The sequence below is a fragment of the Pseudomonas sp. HP_08 genome, from assembly GCF_055284095.1.
On the sequence record NZ_JBTOQC010000034.1, the window covers coordinates 1 to 20,151 of the forward strand.

At 62.5% G+C, this 20,151-nt stretch carries 19 protein-coding genes; 3 read left to right on the forward strand and 16 right to left on the reverse strand.

The window, feature by feature from the left end:
* Positions 1-237 precede the first annotated feature (237 nt).
* The 15 genes from ACYAS9_RS21940 to ACYAS9_RS22010 all read right to left on the reverse strand — a co-directional run bounded on the left by ACYAS9_RS21940 (position 238) and on the right by ACYAS9_RS22010 (position 15,691).
* Complete coding sequence (locus tag ACYAS9_RS21940) at positions 238-894, reverse strand: response regulator (RefSeq protein WP_463570409.1); 657 nt, start codon at positions 892-894, stop codon at positions 238-240.
* A 155-nt stretch (positions 895-1,049) separates the two neighbouring features.
* Positions 1,050-2,111, reverse strand: a complete 1,062-nt coding sequence (locus ACYAS9_RS21945; RefSeq protein ID WP_463570410.1) for a protein-glutamate methylesterase/protein-glutamine glutaminase — start codon at positions 2,109-2,111, stop codon at positions 1,050-1,052.
* Positions 2,108-2,632 (reverse strand): chemotaxis protein CheD, encoded by a 525-nt coding sequence (locus ACYAS9_RS21950; protein WP_463570411.1) that lies wholly within the window; start codon positions 2,630-2,632, stop codon positions 2,108-2,110. The genes ACYAS9_RS21945 and ACYAS9_RS21950 overlap by 4 nt, the downstream gene beginning before the upstream one ends.
* Complete coding sequence (locus ACYAS9_RS21955) at positions 2,623-3,435, reverse strand: CheR family methyltransferase (protein WP_463570412.1); 813 nt, start codon at positions 3,433-3,435, stop codon at positions 2,623-2,625. Before ACYAS9_RS21955 ends, ACYAS9_RS21950 begins: the two co-directional genes overlap by 10 nt.
* A 1-nt stretch (position 3,436) precedes the next feature.
* Positions 3,437-3,973, reverse strand: a complete 537-nt coding sequence (locus ACYAS9_RS21960; RefSeq protein ID WP_463570413.1) for a chemotaxis protein CheW — start codon at positions 3,971-3,973, stop codon at positions 3,437-3,439.
* Positions 3,974-3,985: 12 nt separating this feature from the next.
* Positions 3,986-5,614 carry a methyl-accepting chemotaxis protein gene (locus ACYAS9_RS21965; RefSeq protein ID WP_463570414.1) on the reverse strand — a complete coding sequence of 543 codons (1,629 nt, stop codon included), beginning with the start codon at positions 5,612-5,614 and terminating at the stop codon, positions 3,986-3,988.
* A gap of 27 nt (positions 5,615-5,641) precedes the next feature.
* Positions 5,642-7,720, reverse strand: a complete 2,079-nt coding sequence (locus ACYAS9_RS21970; protein ID WP_463570415.1) for a chemotaxis protein CheA — start codon at positions 7,718-7,720, stop codon at positions 5,642-5,644.
* Positions 7,721-7,723: 3 nt separating this feature from the next.
* Entirely contained in the window at positions 7,724-8,038 is a 315-nt protein-coding gene (locus tag ACYAS9_RS21975) for an STAS domain-containing protein (RefSeq protein ID WP_463570416.1), read from the reverse strand.
* Positions 8,039-8,042: 4 nt separating this feature from the next.
* Complete coding sequence (locus ACYAS9_RS21980) at positions 8,043-8,408, reverse strand: response regulator (RefSeq protein ID WP_463570417.1); 366 nt, start codon at positions 8,406-8,408, stop codon at positions 8,043-8,045.
* Positions 8,409-8,437: 29 nt separating this feature from the next.
* Positions 8,438-9,535 (reverse strand): methyl-accepting chemotaxis protein, encoded by a 1,098-nt coding sequence (locus ACYAS9_RS21985; protein ID WP_463570418.1) that lies wholly within the window; start codon positions 9,533-9,535, stop codon positions 8,438-8,440.
* A gap of 366 nt (positions 9,536-9,901) precedes the next feature.
* A complete protein-coding gene (locus tag ACYAS9_RS21990) occupies positions 9,902-11,080 on the reverse strand; it encodes an acyl-CoA dehydrogenase family protein (protein ID WP_463570419.1) in 1,179 nt (392 codons plus the stop codon).
* A 33-nt stretch (positions 11,081-11,113) separates the two neighbouring features.
* Positions 11,114-11,797 carry a peroxiredoxin-like family protein gene (locus ACYAS9_RS21995; protein ID WP_463570420.1) on the reverse strand — a complete coding sequence of 228 codons (684 nt, stop codon included), beginning with the start codon at positions 11,795-11,797 and terminating at the stop codon, positions 11,114-11,116.
* Positions 11,794-13,146 (reverse strand): LLM class flavin-dependent oxidoreductase, encoded by a 1,353-nt coding sequence (locus ACYAS9_RS22000; protein ID WP_463570421.1) that lies wholly within the window; start codon positions 13,144-13,146, stop codon positions 11,794-11,796. Before ACYAS9_RS22000 ends, ACYAS9_RS21995 begins: the two co-directional genes overlap by 4 nt.
* Before the next feature lie 353 nt (positions 13,147-13,499).
* Positions 13,500-15,083: a rhodanese-related sulfurtransferase gene (locus tag ACYAS9_RS22005; RefSeq protein WP_463570422.1), complete on the reverse strand. Its 1,584-nt coding sequence runs from the start codon at positions 15,081-15,083 to the stop codon at positions 13,500-13,502.
* Positions 15,080-15,691, reverse strand: coding sequence for a cysteine dioxygenase family protein (locus ACYAS9_RS22010; protein ID WP_463570423.1), 612 nt, complete (start codon positions 15,689-15,691; stop codon positions 15,080-15,082). The genes ACYAS9_RS22005 and ACYAS9_RS22010 overlap by 4 nt, the downstream gene beginning before the upstream one ends.
* A gap of 262 nt (positions 15,692-15,953) precedes the next feature.
* On the opposite strand from ACYAS9_RS22010, the gene ACYAS9_RS22015 reads away from it, so the two are divergent.
* On the forward strand, positions 15,954-16,859 hold the full coding sequence (locus ACYAS9_RS22015; RefSeq protein ID WP_463570424.1) for a LysR family transcriptional regulator: 906 nt from the start codon (positions 15,954-15,956) through the stop codon (positions 16,857-16,859).
* 179 nt (positions 16,860-17,038) lie between these two features.
* Here ACYAS9_RS22015 and ACYAS9_RS22020 read toward each other — a convergent pair whose 3' ends face one another.
* The gene (locus tag ACYAS9_RS22020; protein ID WP_463570425.1) at positions 17,039-18,127 is read right to left on the reverse strand and encodes an LLM class flavin-dependent oxidoreductase; all 1,089 of its coding nucleotides are present in this window, start codon (positions 18,125-18,127) and stop codon (positions 17,039-17,041) included.
* A 280-nt stretch (positions 18,128-18,407) separates the two neighbouring features.
* On the opposite strand from ACYAS9_RS22020, the gene ACYAS9_RS22025 reads away from it, so the two are divergent.
* Together ACYAS9_RS22025 and ACYAS9_RS22030 are read left to right on the forward strand one after the other, a co-directional pair.
* Positions 18,408-19,268, forward strand: coding sequence for an ABC transporter permease (locus ACYAS9_RS22025; protein WP_463570426.1), 861 nt, complete (start codon positions 18,408-18,410; stop codon positions 19,266-19,268).
* 2 nt (positions 19,269-19,270) lie between these two features.
* Entirely contained in the window at positions 19,271-20,098 is an 828-nt protein-coding gene (locus ACYAS9_RS22030; RefSeq protein ID WP_463570427.1) for an ABC transporter ATP-binding protein, read from the forward strand.
* Positions 20,099-20,151: the final 53 nt, after the last annotated feature.

The window sequence follows — 20,151 nt, forward strand, 5'->3', positions numbered from 1 at the left end:
AAAAGGGCCATGGAGGGCCCGTTAGCCGCTTAGGCCATGGATGGCCTTAAGTGGCGACCCCCGGAGCAATGCCGGAGGGAGGGCACCCCGAAGGGGCCGGAACCAGGAGCAAACGGTTTGGTTACTTTGCCAGGACAAAGTAACCCGGCCCGAAGAGGGTCGGAACCTCTCTGACAGGCCAGCACAAAAAGCCCATACAACCTGACCCAGTAATACCGCTTGGAGCACCAACAGACCCTAATCATTCACCTCGATAATCCCTTCACGCACGGCAAACAGCACCAGGCTGGCGATGTCGTGAATGCCCAGGCGGTGCATGACTTGTGAGCGGTGGGCTTCGATGGTCTTGACCGACAGGCCCAGGCCTACGGCGATGGAGCGGGTCGATTCGCCGCGGGCGATCAGGCGCAGGATTTCCAGCTGGCGGTCGGTCAGGGTGAAGTTGCCCGGCCGTGCCGGTTGCGCCATGCTTTTTCGCACCGCCTGGCTGACCACCAGCGGCACGACTGCCGACGACAGGTATTGGCCGCCGCGTCGCAGCGCCTGCAGGGCCAGTTCCAGCTCCAGCACGCTGGCGCTCTTGAGCAGATAGCCATGAGCGCCCAGTTGCAGGCATTTCATGACGAAGTCCGAGTCGGTGTGCATCGACAGCATCAGCACTTTGCTGTGCGGGGCGTGCAGCGATAACTCCTCCAGTGTCTGGACACTGGCGGTACGCTCCACCGACATGTCCAGCAGGACGATTTCCGGTTCCAGTACCACCGCCAGTTCCACAGTGCTCAGGGTGTCATCGGACTCCCCGACAATTTCGTACTCGTGTCGTTTTTCCAGAAGCGCCCGGATACCGGCCCGAAACAACGGGTAGTCATCGGCGAGCAAAATTCGGCAAGGCATAAGTCAGGCCTGTGTCGCATGGGAGGATGCCGTCCTTCAATATAGGCGGCGTTATTTTTATCCCGTAGGCGGACGGTGATCCGGCATGCTGGCGGACGCCCACAGGAAGACGTCCTTATCCCGGTACTGATATCCCGGAGTTCCGGCAATGTCCTTCAGCCGTGTCGAGCGTGGTCACCGAACTGCTGGATCAGCAGCGGGACCCTGGATAACGGTTCGACGGTTTGTGCAGCCCCCATGCGGATAGCCTCTTTGGGCATGCCGAAGACCACACAACTGGCTTCATCCTGGGCGATGGTCTGGGCGCCGCTTTCGCGCATGGCCAGCAAGCCGCGTGCACCGTCATCGCCCATGCCGGTCATGATCACCCCAAGGGTATTGGCCCCGGCGTGCCGGGCGACGGAACGAAACAGCACGTCTACTGAAGGTTTGTGACGATTGACCGGCGGGCCATCGAGTACTTCGACCTGGTAATGCGCGCCATTGCGCTTGAGCTGCATGTGCAGTCCTCCCGGCGCAACCAGTGCAAGCCCTGTGTGGACGCGATCCAGATGCCTGGCCTCGCGCACTTCTATCCGGCACAGACTGTCCAGGCGCCGGGCAAAGTCAGCGGTGAACTTCTCCGGCATGTGTTGAACGATCACAATGCCGGGGCAGTCACGCGGCAATTGTCGCAGCACATACTCCAGCGCCTGTGTGCCGCCGGTCGAACAGCCCAGCGCCACGACCCGGTCGGTGGTCTGCAATAGCCCGGCAGCCGGTATTGCCGGTGTGCGCGGCAGGTGATGCAAGACCCCTGCCGGAGGGCGAAAAGCCCCTGGCCGGGTGCGGGCTGCGTCTTCGATGGTGCGAATCAGCTCGCCGGACATCTGTTCCAGGCTTTGGCGCAAGCCCAGCCGCGCCTTGGTGAAAATCCCTACGGCACCGGCGGCCAGTGCTTCGACCGAAATACCCGCGCCCTGTTCGGTCAGGGTCGAGCAGATCAGCGTTGGCGTTGGCCGCTCGCTCATGATCTGGCGCAAAAACGTCAGGCCGTCCATGCGCGGCATCTCGATGTCGAGGATGATCACGTCCGGCCAGTCGCGGCGCATCTTGTCGATGGCATACAGCGGGTCGCCCGCATGGCCGATGACCTTGATGCCGGGGTGATTGTCCAGGCAACCGGTCAGCACCTGGCGCACCAGTGCCGAGTCGTCGACGATGAATACCTTGATCATGAGCTCAGCCTCCTGCTGATGGGCAGCCGCATGGGCATGCGCTGGCAATCGATGCGGCCGCTCATGCCGTCGATGCTCAGCCGCCGATAGTGCTCGCCGGCCAGGTCGCAATGGTCCACCGGCCAGTTGCGCTGCTCGAACTGGCCACGGGCAAACTCGCTGTTGTTATGGCCGACCCGCAACGCCGCAAGCCCGGCCCGGCCGGTCAGCCCGGCGAGGGTGCCGCCACCAAAAATGCTCTTGCGGTATTGGGCAGGATTGGTGCCATGGCGCAGCATGTCGGCGTGCATGCGCTTAAACACCGCGACGCCGTAACGGGTGTCGAAAGGCTCGCCGGGTCCGTCATCGCTGCGCAGGCCGGGATCTTTGGGCAGCACATAGTGCGACACGGCCAGCAATTTCCAGCGCGGGTGCCAGAGGATGATCGACACGCAGCTGCCCAGCAGGGTGGTGACCGGGCCGTCATGGCGTCCGAAAAAGTAATCGCCGGGGCGCAGGAACAGGGCAGGGCTTACAGGCATTCGTACACCGAAGGCTGGACCAGCCGCACCGGCAGCTCGAAACCGTGAATGCTTTCGGCATGGCCGATGAACAGCAGACCGCCAGGACGCAACTGATGCACCAGGCGTTGCACGATGCGTTTCTTCTCTTCGTTGTCGAAATAGATCAATACATTGCGCAGGAAAATCACATCGAACAGGCCCAGATCCTCGCTCAAGGGTTGCACCAGATTGACCTCGCGAAGGGTGATGCGTTCGCGCAGGGCGGCCTGGATGCGCAGGCGACCGCTCATGTCGCCGACGCCGCTCAGGCAATAACGCTGCAACCAGCCCTCGGGAAAATACTTGGCCTGGCTGATGTCGTAGATCGCCTCATGGGCCTTGTGCAGCATGCTCAGGCTCAGGTCGCTGGCGGTGATCGACCAGTCGCGGGTGGTGGCGTGCTCGCTCATCACCATGGCCATGCTGTAGGGCTCTTCACCCGATGAACACGCCGCACTCCACAACCGCAACGGGCCGCGCTGGCGGGTCAGCCAGCTGGCGAGAAAATCGAAATGCGGGTGTTCGCGAAAAAAGTAGGTTTCGTTGGTGGTCAACAGGTCGACCACCAGCCGTCGTTCCTGGCGATACAGCGGTTGTTCGATCAGGCGCAGGTATTCGTTGAAGCTGCCCAGCCGGTAGTGCCGCAGGCGTTTCATCAGCCGGCCGGCCACCAGCGGGCGCTTGTTGGCGGCCATCTGGATGCCGGACGCATCGGCCATGAGTTTTTGCAAATGCCGGAACTCGGCGTCGCCCAGCGCCGGCATTTTCAGTGCATCGGACATCTCAGCTTCCCTTGACAGCGGCAAGACTGAGCTGGCGGATATCGTCCAGGGACAACACTTGCGGGATGTTCAGAATGATGGTGAAAGTCTGTTCGTTACGGGCCATGCCGGCAATGAAGTCGGTACGGATCCCGGCACCGAACGGCGGAGGCGGCACCACGTGCTGCGGGTCGATATCGAGCACCGCATCCACCGCATCGACCACAAGACCAATGCTTTGCTGATGGTCTTCAAGGTGCAGCTCGATGATCACGATGCAGGTGCGTTTGGTCGCCACGGTCAGCTCGAAGCCGAAACGCGCCGCCAGGTCGAGCACCGGCACGACGTTGCCGCGCAGGTTGAGCACGCCGTGGATGAAGGCCGGCATCATCGGCACCGGCGTCACGTCGTGGTACTCGATGATTTCGCGCACCAGGTCGATGGGCAGCGCATAGGCCGCCTCGCGCACGCGAAACGACAAGTGCTGGACGCTCTCGACATGGCTGGCATCGGCGTGAGCCACATGCAGGCCGGGCAGGTTTTTCTGGGCAAGGTTCATGGGCGGCCTCCGTCAACCGAAACTGACGAACTGGCCTTCATCGACCTGGCTCTTGCCGCGCGACCAGGACGCCGGCGTGCCGGAGTGGCTGTCGTTGATACGCGGCAAGGGACGGCTTGAAGCGTTCTCGTCGAAGCGGAAGAAACCGATCAGTTCCTGCAATTGCCCGGCCTGGGCGTTCATTTCTTCGGCGGTGGCCGCCAGTTCTTCTGAGGCCGAGGCGTTCTGCTGGGTGATCTGGTTCATCTGGCCCATGGCGATATTGATCTGCCCGGCCGCACCGCTTTGCTCCTGGGAAGCGGCTGTGATTTCCTGCACCAGGTCCGAGGTCTTCTGAATGTTGGGCACGATCTCGTTGAGCAGGCGGCCGGCCTGTTCGGCCAGTTGCACGCTGCTGGAGGCCACCTGGCCGATTTCCTGGGCAGCGACCTGGCTGCGTTCGGCCAGCTTGCGCACTTCGGCGGCCACCACGGCAAAGCCCTTGCCGTGATCGCCTGCACGCGCCGCTTCAATGGCGGCGTTCAGGGCCAGCAGGTTGGTCTGGTAGGCGATGTCGTCGATGATGCTGATCTTGTCGGCGATCTGCTTCATGGCCAGCACTGTGTCGCTCACCGCACCTCCGCCTTGCACCGCATCGTTGGCGGCCTTGCCGGCGATGCCATCGGTGATCTTGGCGCTTTCAGTGTTCTGCGAAATCGACGCCGACATCTGTTCGACCGAGGCGCTGGTCTGCTCGACGCTGGCGGCCTGTTCGTTGGCCGCCTGGCTCAGCGATTGCGAGGTCGAACTGACTTGCTCGGAGGCCGACGACAACGCATCGGCGGCGCTGCGCACATCACCGAGAATGCTGCGCAGGCGCACCGCCATGTTCTGCATGGCGCCCAGCAACTGGCCGGTTTCATCCTTGCTGTTGATTTCCAGGTCCTTGCTCAGGTCGCCGGCGGCCATGCGGTTGGCCGCTTCCACGGCGCCGCCCAGCGGCTTGGTGATGCTGCGGGTGACCAGCACGCCGATGAGGATGCCCAGCAGGGTGGCGGCGATGATCAGGCCGATCATTTGCACGCGCGAATCTTCGGCGATGCTGGTGATTTGCTTGTTGGCTTCGCCGGCACGGGTTTTCTTGTGTTCGACCAGGTCGCCCAGCATCAGGTCGACAACGTCGCCACTGGCCACAGCCTTTGGCAGCAGCGCGGTGATTTCACTGGCTTCCTGCAACTGCGCGGTCTGGCGGCTGACGCTGACCAGTTGCTTGACCTGCGCTTCGTATTCGGCGAGCGGCGCGTTCATCTGGTCGAATTTTTCCAGGCTCTCCTTGGTGAAGAAGCTTTCGCGGCCCTTGGCAACCAGCTGGCGTGTCAGCTCAAGGGCGGACAGGGTCGTGACCAGCAGTTTTTCCCGGTCGGCCGCGGTGGTGGCCAGCAAGGCGCCGCGCAGCGAGCGACCCACGATCACCAACTGGATATTGGCCTCCTGCAACTGGGTCATGCCTTCGACATCGACGTCGTACATGCGGTCGGAAAGCTGGTTGACCTGATCCAGGTTACGGATGCCGATCACCCCGATGATGCCGGTCAGCAGCACCACCACCAGAAAGCCCAGCGTCAGCCTTAATCCTATCTTCATATTGCGAATGAACTGCATGGTCGATCTCCTGAAAGGCTGTAATCGTTAGTAAGCGTTGGCCACGCCGGGCGGTGTCGGGGTCTGGGTTTCAGCGTGCGTTTGCAAGTGCCGCAGCAAGCTGGGGATATCGAGAATCAGCGCCACCTGGCCCGACCCCAGAATGGTCGAGCCGCTGATGCCGCGCAGGTGCTGGAACATCGTGCCCAGCGGCTTGATCACCGTTTGCAACTCGCCGTGCAACTGATCGACAACCAGCCCGGCCTGCTGGCGGCCCTGGCTGACCACCACGATGTTGCGCCGCCGTGAAGGGCTGGGCGTAAGGCCGAAGTGGCTGTCCAGGGCAATGCACGGCAGCGGATGGCCGCGCAGGTTCAGATAGCCATAACCCTTGTCCAGCGCCTGTTCGTTGGCCTCCATGCATTCGGTGACCATGTCCAGCGGGATGACGAAGCTTTCGTCGCCGACACTGACCTGAAAGCCGTCGATGATTGCCAGGGTCAGCGGCAGGCGAATGCGGAAGATGCAGCCAAAGCCTGCCACCGAATCGATCTCGATCAGGCCGCGCAACTGATCGATGGCGCTGCGCACCACGTCCATGCCCACGCCACGGCCCGACAGGTTCGACACTTGCTCGGCGGTCGAGAAACCCGGTTCGAAAATCAACGCATGAATGTCCCGTTCGGACAGCACCGCGTCGGGTTCGACCATGCCTTTGGCGATGGCCTTGTCCAGAATGCGCTGGGTGTTGAGCCCGCGGCCGTCGTCGCTGATCTCCAGCACGATCATGCCGGAGTCGTGATAGGCATTCAGGCTCAGGTTGCCCTCGACCGGCTTGCCGGCCGCCAGCCGCTCGGCGGCCGGTTCGATGCCGTGGTCGATGGCGTTGCGCACCAGATGGGTCAGCGGGTCGGCGATCTTGTCGATCACCGACTTGTCCAGTTCGGTCTCGCCGCCACGAATGGTCAGCTGGATCTTCTTGTCCAGCTCCTGGCTGACATCGCGCACTACGCGGTGGAAGCGATTGAAGGTTTCACCGACCTCGACCATGCGCAGCTTCAGCGCGTTGTCGCGGATCTGCTCGACATGCTGGAACACCGCCTGGGTGCTTTCGATGCAGCGAGTGTCCCCGGACAAGCGCGCCTGAATCTGTGCGCCGGCGGTGCTGATGACCAGCTCGCCGACCAGGTTGATCAACTCGTCGAGCTTGCTGGCCGAGACCTTGATCATCGCCGATTCGCTAGGGCGACGGTCGCGGCTGGTCGTGCTGCTCGTGCTGCTCGTGCTGGCGGACGCCCGTTCGGGCTGAACGCCGGGTGCCGGGCTCTGCACCAGCGCCGTACTGGCTACCGGCAAGGGTTCGATCAACGCCGGCGGCAGAGGCTCATCCAGGGTTTCGATGCGCAGGCTGCAAAAGTCCTGGATGAACTCGAAGACATCTTCGATTTCCTGGCGAGTGGCCGCGCTGCTCAGCCCGATGTCGAGCGCCAGATAACACCGGTGCGGGTTGAGTTCGTGCAGCGCCGGCAGGTTCGGGGTGCGAGTGACCATGCGCGTGATGCTGCCGAGCTTTTTCAGGTAGCGGACAAAGGCGGCCGGGTCGAAGCCGTTCTCGAACAACTCAGGAGCAAAGCCTATCGTGATCTGCCAGTCACGCAGCGCTCCACTGTCGCTGTCCTGCGGTAACGGCGCCGGCTCAGCCTCAGGCTCAATGTCGGGTGCGGTCTGGTGTTGCGCTTGCGCCAATGCCGCCAGCAGCGGCGCCTGGCGCGCTTCATCGGCCTGCAGTTCGCCGGTGGCCGCATCGACGCTTTCGAGCATGACCCGCAGTTCGTCCATGCAATTGAGGATCAGCGAGGTCATCGGCGAGGTCAGGGCCAGCTGCCCGTCGCGCACCGACATCAGCAGGCTTTCCAGGTGATGGGTCAGGCCCACCAATGGCGTCAGCGAAAAGATGCCGGCCGAGCCTTTGAGGGTATGCACCGCACGAAACAACTGGTTGACCGCCTCGTCGTCGTCCGGGCGGGTTTCCAGGCGCAACAGGCTGTCTTCAGCGTCCTTGAGCAGGTCGCGGCCTTCATCCAGAAAGCCCTGCAATAGCTGGTTCCATTGATCGGCGCTGAGCATTGTTCAATCCTCGGCCAGGGCGGCGGGACGCAGAGCATCCAGGGCCAGCAGCCCGGCCAGCTCCAGCACGCTCGGCGAGGCGGCCAGCACGGTGGCCGGTTGTTCGAGCGACAAGGCCGTGTGCAGGGCCATCAGCAATTGCACGCCGGCGCTGTCCAGTTCGGCGACACCGGACAGGTCCAGTTGCCAGGCCAGGGCGTCGCCCGGCAGCAGGCCCATGAGCTGTTCATGGGCCTGCTGCACTTCATAGATGGTCAGGTCGCCGCTTACCTGCATCAGTGCAGGGTGGTCAGGTGTTGCAGGAGTGATCGAAAACATGGGCTTACCCCATCAGCTTTTCGACCGCCGCGAGCAACTGCTGGGGCTGGAAGGGCTTGACGATCCAGGCCTTGGCACCGGCGGCCTGGCCTTCGGCTTTTTTCGACTGCTCGCTTTCGGTGGTGAGCATGATGATCGGCGTGAAGCGGTATTCAGGGCGCGCCTTGACCGCCTTGACCAGACCGATGCCATCCAGGTTGGGCATGTTCACGTCGCTGATGATCAGGTTGATTTTCTGCCCGGTCAGTTTGTTCAGCGCATCGCGGCCATCGCTGGCCTCGATGACCTGATGGCCTGCGCCGGTCAGGCTCATCCTCACCAGTTGGCGCATCGAAGAAGAGTCATCAACGATCATTACGGTCTTGGCCATGTGTCAGGTCTCGTACAGAAGAAGGGCAATCAGAAAAATGTCACTTCATTGGCCGGGGTTGCGGTTCGCCCGTGGCGTTCCTCTTCGGTCGTGAAGCGCTGGCGCAGGCGTTCGAGCCAGGCGCGCGGGTCGTGCAGGCTGGCGTCCTGGTCGTGCAGGGCGCTGAGCAACTGTTGCTGGTCGCTTTGCACGTGATCGAGCATCTGATCGGCGCGATCCTGAAACTGCAGGTTGACCATGATGGCCTGGATATCGTGCTGGGTATCGCGGGCGTCGTTCTGCAGGATGCGTGAGGCGTCGGACAGCTCGTTGAGGTTGTTTTCCAGATGGCCCATGACCTGTTTGACCGAGCCATCGAGAAACGCCAGATTGCTGCGCTCGCTTTCGCCCAGCGCAGTGGCGGCGGTGATGGTCGAGGCGATGGCGTGATTGATTTCCACCACCTTGGCGTCCATGCCCTGGCCGGTCTCGGCAGACAACGAAGAGAGCTTGCGCACCTCGTCGGCCACCACCGAAAACCCCCGGCCATGCTCGCCGGCACGCGCCGCTTCAATGGCGGCATTCAGGGCCAGCAGGTTGGTCTGGCTGGCGACTTCCTGGACACGCTTGGCCATCTGCTGCAACTGGCCGGTGTAATTGCCGAGCTGGCCGATGGTTTCGATCAGGCTGTGCTGGCGTTGACTGCTGGCCTGGAACGCATCGGTGACTTCCTTGAGGCGCTGGTTGGCATCGCGCAGGCTGCTGCCGACGCCGCCATTGGCCAGGATGTTTTCCGAGTTGCCGAGGCTGCCTTCCAGGCGGCTGGCAATGTTGCTGAAGCGCTCGAACAGGTCGCCGATGTTGCTTTGCAGCAAGTGCCGGCTCTGGGCGATGCTGTCGCTCCAGCTGGGCACCACGCTGTGCAGCAGCGCAGGTACATCGGGAGCAACGGGGACGGTGTCGGCGGAGTCGACGCTGTCTTCGCGGGCGGGCGCGGCGGCAGGCGCGCGCAGGTGCAGGCTCAGGGTCGCGATGGCGATGATCACCAGCCCTGAGGCGGCCACCAGGGTATGGGTCAGTGCAAGTCCGGTTGCAGCGAGAGCGAGGCCGGCCCATAAAGCAAGATAGATCACCATCCTCGCATCCATTCGATTATCTAAAAGTATGGCGATGATAGCGATGGCAATTTGACGTCAATATCGGGATAACCCCTAAGCCGACCAGTGGGTATCTGGTACACCAGACAGATGAAACCGGCTCTCGGGTTGACTGAAGCGCCGGTTGAATCTGCGCAGAGTCAAGACAGCCATGGTGTCAAAGGCGGTTGTGGGGCTTGAGGATGCAAATGGCCATTTAAGAGATTGGCTTAAGGGTTGTCCTACAATTTGACCATTTTTTGTGAATTTTCAGACGAAAAATGTGCTGCTGGCATCTTTACCCGCGCACCAGAACGCCAAACGGCGCCGCTGCAATCTGCAGGGGCGCCGTTTGGCTTTTCAGGTTGAGGCGTAAGGTCAGGCAGGGTTGCGGCTGGCGAACACAGCCTTGCCGATGCCTTGCAGCACGGCGTCGTTCTGCGGCGTGTGGACCCGCGCACAAAGCACATTGCGGTAATGACGTTGCAGCGGGTTGCTGCGCGACAGGCCAGGGTTGCCGCTGGCTTCGATGGCGACCTCTACCGCGCGCAGGGCGTTGTCGGTGGCCAGGTATTTGATCTGCGCCGCATGCTGGGTGGGCACCAGGCCCTGGGCTGCGGTACTCAGCAAATTCTGGTTGGCGAACAACAACGTGTCGATCTTGCCGACCACTTCCTGAAAGCGCGGCAAGGTGGCCAGCGAGGCGCCGAGGTTGGACGGCTTGCGCTGTTCCAGCCACGCCACCAGCCAGTCGCGTGCGGCATGCGCCACGCCGTCGTAGACCGCCGACAGCAACACCGACATCCACAGCATGCCGGCCGGGTCCAGCTCCGAACGCGGCGCGCTCCAGCGGCTGACACTGACCGCATGTTCCAGCGGCACCAGCACATCGTCGAAGATCACTTCATGGCTGCTGGTCGCGCGCATCCCCAGGTGATCCCAGTCTTCGACGATGCTGATACCCGGCGTGTCCTTGTGCACCAGGTAAGTACCCACCAGCGGGTCTTCATCATCGCTGCGTGCCCACACGCCAAACCAGGTCAGGCCGTGGCTGCCGGTGGAGTAGATCTTGCGCCCGCTGATGCGCCAGCCCTCCGGCGTGCGCCGGGCGGTGGTGGCCGGCAAGCCACCGCGTGCCGGAGTGCCAAGGTCCGGCTCGACGCGCAGGGCGTTGATCAGCGCACCGTCGCGCACCGCCTCGATGGCCACCTGCTGGCGCAAGTGTTCGGGCCACTGCTGGCTGTCTTGCAGGCGCGCATGCTGGATGTACTGCATGACCAGCACCAGCGCGGTCGACGGCTCGCCCCGCGCCACGGCGCTGATCACCTGCAAAGCCTGCGGCAGATCGGCACCGCCGCCGCCCAGCGAGCGCGGCACGGTCAGGCCCAGCAGGCCGTGCTCGTGCAGCAGGCGAAAGTTTTCATGCGGAAACTCGCCCGACTCGTCGTAACGCTCGGCGGTCGCCGCCAGTTGTGCGGTGATGCTCGCCAGCCTGGCGCTGAACGCCTCGGCAGATTCGGGTTCGTCATGACGCTGACGAAGGCTTGTGAGACTCATGTGCGGTTCCTTGCGCAGTAAGTGATGGCGCGTTCAGACGGCCGCTGCGGTCTTACGAGCCGCCAGGGCCAGCTCGACCGCCTGCAGGATGGGCTCGGCTTCGGTGCGCACCAGCCAGTCGGGGCTGACCTGGGCAAACACCACGCGGGCCTCGGCATCGAGCACCACCACGGTCGGTTGCGGCAGTTCCCATGTTCCGGTGCCGGTCACTTCGCCGATTGATTTGCCCTTGCTCAGCGCTGCCTGGCGCGACGCGTCATCAAAGCTGTAGAGAATCCCCAGGCGGCGGCCCAGCTCGTTGTCCTTGTCGCTGGCGACCTGCAATTGCAGAGTGTGCTTTTGCTTGATCTCGATCAGGCGCTCAGGCACCTGCGGGCTGACCGCCACCAGCGGCACGCCCAGCGCCTTGAGCGCCGGCACCAGTTGCCGATCGTAATGCGGAATGGCGATGTTGCACGCCGGGCATCCGGCAAAGCGGAAGAACACCAGCACTGCCGCGCCGTTTTCCAGCAACTGATCGCGGCTCAGGGTGCCACCTTCGACCTTGAGCAGCTCGAACGGCTCGATGTGATCGCCGGCCTTGACGAAGCGCTCGGTATCGGCGCTGTCGACCAGGTGCTGACGCTGGTTGATGTTGACCTGCAGCACTTCCGGCGCCCAGTTGGCGACGCGCTCGGCATGCAGATCGGCCAGTTGACGGTTCAGGGACTGGCTCATGCCACGGCTTCCTCTTCAGTGGTTTGGTTCAGGCGGGCAGCGGTGTGGCGGTTGACCGGCGCTTGCAGGCCAAAGTGCTCGCGCAGGGTCTGGCTTTCATACTCGGTACGGAACAGGCCACGCTGCTGCAGGATCGGCACCACCAGCTCGGCGAAATACTTAAGGCCATCGGGCAGCACCGAGTTGATGATGAAACCGTCGGCGGCGCCTTGTTCGAACCAGGTTTGCACGGTGTCGGCCACTTGCTCCGGGGTGCCGACAAAGTCGCGGCGCGGACGCGAGAAATACAGCGCGACTTCACGCAGGGTGAGGTTTTCGTCCCTGGCCAGTTGCTTGATGCGGTCAGAGCCGCCTTTCTGGCTGTTGGCGCCCAGATCGCCCAGTTCCGGGAACGGCGCGTCCAGCGGGTATTGAGTGAAGTCGTGGTCGTTGAACGGACGGCCCAGCGCGACGATGGCGTCTTCGATGCTGACCAGGTCCACCACCTGCTGGAAGCGTGATTCAACCTCGGCTTCATCGCGCCCGACAATCGGGCGGATGCCCGGCAGGATCGACAACGCCTGCGGGTCGCGGCCGAAGCCGGCAGCACGTTGCTTCAGGTCTCTGGCGTAGGCGATGCCGTCTTCCAGCGACTCGACATGGACGAAAATCGCATCAGAATATTCAGCGGCAAAGTTGCGCCCGTCGTTGCTGGTACCGGCCTGGAACAGTACCGGCTGGCCCTGACGAGAGCGGGCGATGTTCAGCGGGCCCTTGACCTTGAAGAATTCACCCTGGTGATTGAGCGTGTGCAGTTTGTCGGGCGCAAAGAACTCGCCGGTCTGCTTGTCGCGGGTAAAGGCGTCGTCTTCCCACGAATCCCACAGGCCCTTGACCACCGCGACATGCTCTTTGGCAATGCGATAGCGCACGGCGTGTGGCGGGTGCTCGCTCTTGCCGAAGTTATCGGCGGTGCCGCTGAGCCACGAGGTGACGATGTTCCAGCCGGCGCGGCCGCCGCTGATGTGGTCCAGCGAGGCAAACTGACGCGCGACCTGGAAGGGTTCGGTGTAGCTCACGGTCACGGTGGCCACTAGGCCGATGTGCTCGGTGGTCGCGGCCAGCGCCGACAGAATGGTCAACGGCTCGAAGCGGTTGAGGTAATGCGGGCTGGATTTTTCATGAATGTGCAGGCTGTCGGCAATGAACACGAAATCGAACTTGGCGTCTTCGGCCAGCCGCGCCTGTTGCTTGTAGAAACCGAAATTGACGCTGGCATCGGGCTGGGCATCGGCATGCCGCCATTCGCCCCAGCCATGACCGACGCCGTGAACCATGGCGCCGAGTTTCAAATGACGTTGCTTGCTCATGAGACTGCTCCTGAAAATTGTCGAGTGATTGCACGCATCTGGCGCTGCTGTCGTCGAGTCGAGCAGGTCATGGCAAGACCGTGCAGCAGGCGATTGGAGGACGTCCGCCAGGCTGGGGGTCGGTCTTGAATTGAAGTTATGCCTATAAGAACGGGGAGGGAAGGAACTTTTGGCTATAAGCTAATTATGTATTTGTTTGATTATATTTTTGGTTAATATAATTTTTTGTAATTTAAAGGTTGGGCAATATGCTTTCGCCTCGTTCTCGTAGGACCGACTTTAGTCGGGAAGCAGACGCCACAAAACGGTGGTGTACTCTTCGCAGCTAAAGCGGCTCCTACGAGAGTGGATCATCAGATCACATAGAACCCATGGGTGCCATCACGGCCCAACTGCGCCACCAGGCCGTATTCCCAATCCAGGTACGCCTGCATCGCTTCACGCGGTGCATCGGTGCCTTCGTACGGGCGGCGATAGCGGTCGATGCGAGGTGAGGCCAGACGGGTTTCGCCATGCTCCAGCGCCAACCCGGCCTTGATCCAGCTGGCGGTGCCGCCATTGAGCAGAAACACCGGCTTGCCGGTCAGTTCCTGCACCTTGCCCACCGCCAGGCGCGCCAGGCGGCTGCTGCCGCAGGTCAGCACATAGCGCTCGGCCGCCGACACCTTGGCCACGGCGTTTTCCAGATCGGCACGCAAGGTCCACCAGGCACCGGGAATGTGCTGCTTGACGTAGTTGGCGCTGGCGGTGAAATCCAGCACGGCGACGTTGTCCTGAGCCTGCCATTCGGCCAGCGTCTCGGGGCTGATTTCTTCGACCTGCGGCGGGTTGGGGTAGGGCGCGTCCCAGTCGCCGGTCTCGGTGAACTGCGCCGCTTGCAGGCCGTCGAGCACATAGACTTCCCAGCCCAGCTGGGCCAGCCATGAAGCCGACATGTTGGCGCGCACGCCGTCGTCATCGGCCAGCACGATGCGTGCACCGCGTACGCTGGCAAAGTGATCGGTTTCCTGCACCAGCTGGCCGCCCGGCGTGGAGCGTGCGCCCGGCAAATGGCCCTTGGCGAATTCTTCCGGGGTGCGCACATCGAACAGGTAAGTGGTGCGTGCGGCCTCGGCTTGCCAGGTGTGCAGCTCGCTCAGGCTGGCGCGTTTTACCCGGGCCTTGTCGGCCACGCGACGGGCATCGGCGCTTGCGGTTTCGCGGGTGTCTTCACTGACTTCGGCAAAGCGCCGTGCCTGGCCGTGGTCCAGGGTCTGGCCGGCCAGCAGCCAGCCGATGGTGCCATTGCGCAGCGCGCTGATCGGGTTGGGCAGGCCGGCGTTGACCAGCGACTGGGTGCCAATAATGCTGCGCGTGCGCCCGGCGCAGTTGACCACGATGCGCGTGGCCGGGTCCGGCGCCAGTTCACGGGCACGCAGCACCAGTTCGGCGCCCGGCACGCTGATGCCGGTGGGAATGCTCATGGTCTGGTATTCGTCGAAGCGGCGTGCGTCGAGCACCACCACATCGGCCTTGGCGTCCAGCAATGCCTTGACCTCTTCGGCGGCCAGCGACGGCGTGTGGCGATGGTGTTCGACCAGCTCGCCAAAGGCCTTGCTCGGCACGTTGACGTCGATAAACAGCTCGCCACCGGCATCGCCCCAGCCTTTGAGGCCGCCTTCAAGCAGCTTCACATCGACATAGCCCAGCGCTTGAAAACGCTCTACCGCCAGCGCGGCCAGGCCTTCGCCGTTGTCATAAACGGTGATGGCGGTGTCCTTGCGCGGGATGCGCGCCAGCACTTCCAGCTCCAGCTTGGACAGCGGGATGTTCACGGCAAACAAAGGGTGCGATTCGGCGAAAGGAGCTTCTTCGCGCACGTCGACCAGGGCCAGTTCTTGCCGTTCCAGCAAGGCCTGGCGAATGTCGGTATAGGAACGGGTTGCATGTGTAGTCATCGTGCTTGGCTCACTTCTTTGGACAGGTCCCAGATGTTGGGGAGAAAGGCATTGGAATAGCCGGAGATGAACGGTTTCTCGGTGCCGTCGGGCAGATACACCGCACGGCGTACGGCACCGATGTTGGCGCCGTAAACATGAATGCTGATCGAGACTTTATCGTCGAAGGCGTTGTTGACCTGGTGCACATCGTTGCTGCGCGGCGACAGCGCCTCGACCTGACCCGGCTCCAGGCGAATGGCCGGGCCTTCAAGCTCCAGGCGGCCGTCGGCGGTGCGCACATAGCCTTGCGAATACTCGGCGCCGCGCAACATGCCGATCAGGCCCCAGACGCGGTGGTCGTGGATCGGCGTGCTCTGGCCTGGCCCCCAGACAAAGCTGACCACCGAAAAGCGCTGCCGCGAGTCGGCATGCAGCAGAAATTGCTGGTAGCGGGTCGGGTCCGGCACCGCAAACTCTTCAGGCAACCAGTCATCAAAGCTGACCAGTTGCGAGAGCAGCTTGCCGCCGCGATGCAGCAGGTCGCTTTCATGCGGGTTGCTGTCGACCAGCTCGGCCAGTGCGCCAATAAAGGCCCTGAGTCTTTCGGGGTGTGCAGTATGTGACATGTCCATTACCAGGCTGTGTTGAGGCATGGATGGATATAAACATAATAGGGTCATCTAATATGCTATTTTTTTATGATTAGCATATAACGAAACGCTCTTTTGAAGCCTGAAAGTGCGTGCTGTACTGCATATGTGGTGATGTTGGCCAAGGCCGTGGTGCGCGAAAAGAGTGCGACTTGGTCGAGCGCCGGACTATCCAGAAACGGCGAATCGCACTATGCTTTTTGCCTATGTTCCTTTTATGCCTTTATGTGCGGTTCGAATGAAAATTGATGATATCGATGCCTTCGTTGCTGTGATCCGCTGTCAGTCGATCAGCCATGCCGCTGAGTCGCTGGATCTCACCCAGCCCGCCATCACCCGGCGGGTGCAGAATTTCGAGCAGGCGCTGGGGGTCGAGCTGTTCGATCGCAACACCAAGCCGCTCAAACCCACGCCGATGGGCAATCAGGTTTACCAGAAATGCCTGGCGATCCTGCGCGAGATGGACTCGCTGCGCGAGCTGGTCGCCAGCGACACACCGCCCAGCGGCCAGTTGCGTCTGGGTGTACCGCAGACCATTGGCGACGTGGTGTTGCTCGATGCGCTCAAGCAACTGCGCGGTGCCTTCCCCGACCTGCGTGCCCAAGTGGTAACCGGCTGGGGCAGCAACCTGATCGGCAAGATCGAAAATGGCGAGCTGGATGCCGCTGCGGCGCTGTTTCCGGCCGGCAAGATCTTCCCCGACAACATCCTCGGCGAGTCGATCGGCAAGATCGAACTGGTGGTGGTCTGCGCCCGCGACGCCCTGCCGAAAAAGGCCGGCAAACTGTCTGATTGTTATCAGCAGGGCTGGGTGCTCAACCCGGACGGTTGCGGCTTCCGTGCCGGCTTGCAGCGCACGTTGTCCGATCAGGGCCTGGGCTTGAAGGTCAACCTGGAAACCTTCGGCACCGAGCTGCAACTGGGCCTGGTTGCCGACGGCATGGGCCTGGGCCTGGTGCCACGCCCGCTGCTGGAGCGCAGCGCGCACCGTGAGCAACTGGCAATCATGGCCTTGAAGGATTTCAAGCCGGTGATGGACTTGTGGCTGGTGTACCCGCGCTTCCTAGGCAACCTGCAAGGCCCGGTCGAAGCCTTCGGCAACCTGGTGGCGCAGTCGCTGAAGCAGGTATCAGCGGCTGCATAGGACCTACGCCGACATCTGGTAGGAGCGCGCTTGCCCGCGACCGAGTGCGTAGCGCTCGCAAAGTTGTGTAAACGCCACAAATTTACGACTGCTAACGCAGCCGGTCGCGGGCAAGCGCGCTCCTACGGGGCCGTGTTGTCCTTAACTAATCGGTATTACTACGGGGATCGTGTGGCGTTTCAAGCCACCTTTTCCTGCGCTTCGCGCTCGCGCTGTGCAACCAGTTCGCGGGTCAGCGGGATCAGCTTGCGGCCATAGTCGATGGCATCCTCCAGCGGGTCGAAGCCGCGAATCAGGAAGGTGGTGATCCCCAGGTCGTAATAGTCCAGCAACGCTTCGGCCACTTGTTCTGCTGTGCCGACCAGCGAGGTGGAATTACCCTGGGCGCCCAGCAAGCCGGCAATCCCGGTCCACAGACGCTTATCCAGACGCGCGCCTTGGGCCGCCGCAGCCAGCAGCCGGCGCGAGCCTTCGTTCGGCGGGTCCTTGCGCACAAAGCCATTGCTTTCGGCCAGCGCCGTGGCACGTTCAAGAATGCTGTCGGCGCGTGCCCAGGCCAGTTCTTCGGTCTCGGCCAGAATCGGGCGCAGCGACAGGCTGAAGCGAATGGTGCGGCCATGCCTGGCGGCTTCTGCGCGCACCTGTTTGACCACTTCGCGCACTTGCTCGTAGGTTTCGCCCCACAAGGCATAGACATCGGCATGCTTGCCGGCCACCGCAATCGCAGCCGCTGACGAACCACCGAAGTACAGCGGAATATGCGGCTGCTGCGGCGACTTGACCTGCGAGTGCGCACCTTCGACGTGGTAGTACTCGCCCTTGTGATCGAACGGCGCTTCGGCGGTCCATTCCTGGCGCAGCACGCTCAGGTATTCGTCGCTGCGCGCATAACGTTCGTCCTTGCCGATATGGCTGCCGTCGGCGCGCAGTTCCTGATCGTTGCCGCCGGTGATGATGTGCACGGCGGTGCGCCCGCCATTGAACGCATCCAGCGTCGCGAACTGCCGCGCCGCCACGGTGGGCGCGATAAAACCAGGACGGTGAGCCACCAGAAACTTCAGCCGTGTGGTCAGGCTGGACGCGTGGGCCGCCACGAATGCGCTGTCCGGGCTGTTGGAATGATAGGCCACCAGCGCCCGGTCAAAACCTGCGTCTTCGTGAGCCTTGGCCACCTTGGCGACGTACTCATGCTGGATGGTCGGGCCACTGCGCGGATGAATCTCCGAGCCGGGTTGTGTGCCGATATAACCGATGAATTCGATGCTCATGAAATCTCCTGCCGCGCGGCTTGAGTAAGAAGGGTGCTCAGGGCGCGTGTGGCCCCAACCTGCTGGCGGGCACCTTAAGGTGCGCAGGCGGTGGCTGTGAAATTCCAATTGGGTCTAAGTTAATTATAAAAAATACGCATTATAAAAAATGATAATAATCAGGGTTTTTTAACTATTAGGTTATTTCCAAATAGAATTTCACGCCTGTTTTTTATGCGCTTAGCATTGGCCCTCCTGTGCTCGGGTGGTTTTGTCCGGGTTGCTCACCAAGGATGTGCCTATGTCTGAAAAGACCCTCGACCCCGTCAACGCCGGCTTTCTGACCATCAGCAAGCCAGACCCGGCCAAGGCCGGAACGCGTAAAAACAGCCGTCAATGGCAAGTGCCGGCGTTCGCGTTGCGTCTGCTCAGCCCGCTGGCCCTGCTGGTGCTCTGGGAGCTGGCGTCGCAGACCGGCCTGTTGCCCAGCCGCGTCATTGCCGCGCCCTCGCAGATCGGCGGCACCCTGTGGGAAATGATCACCTCCGGCGAGCTGGCCGGGCACCTTTGGGTGTCCTTGCAGCGCGCCTTGCTGGGCCTGAGCATCGGCGTGGCCATCGGTGTGGCCGCAGCGCTGTTCACCGGACTGTCCAAGCGCGGCGAGGTGATTCTCGACTCGCCGATGCAGATGCTGCGCACCATTCCTTCACTGGCGCTGGTGCCGCTGTTCATCCTCTGGTTCGGCATCGGCGAATTCACCAAGGTCGCGCTGATCGTCACCGGCACCACCTTTCCGGTGTACCTCAACCTGTTCTCCGGCATCCGCAACATCGACCCGAAACTGATCGAAGCTGCCAACACCCTCGGCCTGAGCCGCCGCGAACTGATCTGGCACGTGATCCTGCCGGGCGCCTTGCCGTCGTTCTTCGTCGGCCTGCGCTACGCATTGGGCATCTCGTGGCTGGCGCTGGTATTCGTCGAACAGATCAACACCACCGCCGGCATCGGCTACCTGGCCAGCGATGCGCGCGACTTCATGCGCACCGATGTGATTGTCATCTGCCTGTTGATCTACAGCGTCCTGGGCCTGTTGATCGACGGCATCATCCGCACGCTGGAGCGCCATGCGCTGGCCTGGCGACCCACCTTCGTGAGGAACTGAACATGAGCGCTATCGATGTGCTGGATCCTGTGACCACCCGTCCCGCCGCCCACCCGGCCGTCCCTGCTGCGGTGCAGTTGCGCAATGTGGTGCGCCAGTTCGGCGAACAACGGGTGATCGACAACCTGCAACTGGACATCGGCGCCGGCGAATTCGTCGCCTTGCTCGGCGCCAGTGGCTCGGGCAAAACCACCTTGCTGCGCAGCCTGGCCGGGCTGGACAGCATTGAAGGCGGCGAACTGCGCGTGCCCAAAGCCCGTGCAGCGGTGTTTCAGGAACCCCGCCTGATGCCCTGGAAGCGCGCCTGGAAAAACGTCGTGCTCGGCCTGCGCAGCGACGACGCCAAGGTTCGCGCCGAAGCGGCGCTGACCGAAGTCGGCCTGTCGCACCGCATCAACGCCTTCCCCGCGACCCTGTCCGGCGGCGAAGCACAACGCGTCGCCCTGGCCCGCGCCCTGGTGCGCGAACCGAAACTGCTGCTGCTCGACGAACCCTTCGCCGCGCTGGACGCACTGACCCGCATCCGCATGCACCAGTTGATCATCGATCTGTGGCGCAAACACACCCCGGCCGTGCTGCTGGTCACCCACGACGTCGACGAAGCGATCCTGCTGGCCGACCGGGTCATCGTCCTGGCCCACGGCAAGATCGCCGACGAAATCCACGTTGACCTGCCACGCCAGCGCGACAGTAGCCAGCCGGGTTTTCAGGCGATTCGGGCGCGGTTATTAGGGTTGTTGGGGGTCAAGGTGGGGGAGCATGAGACGCCTGTTGCTGCAGCGCAGGATCCGACACTGAATGCCTTGCGGCGGGTGGCTAACGCGCGTTGAGGTGAGAATAGGGGAGAACCCACGTTATCGGCTGAGGCGGGTGGCGTGGGTTT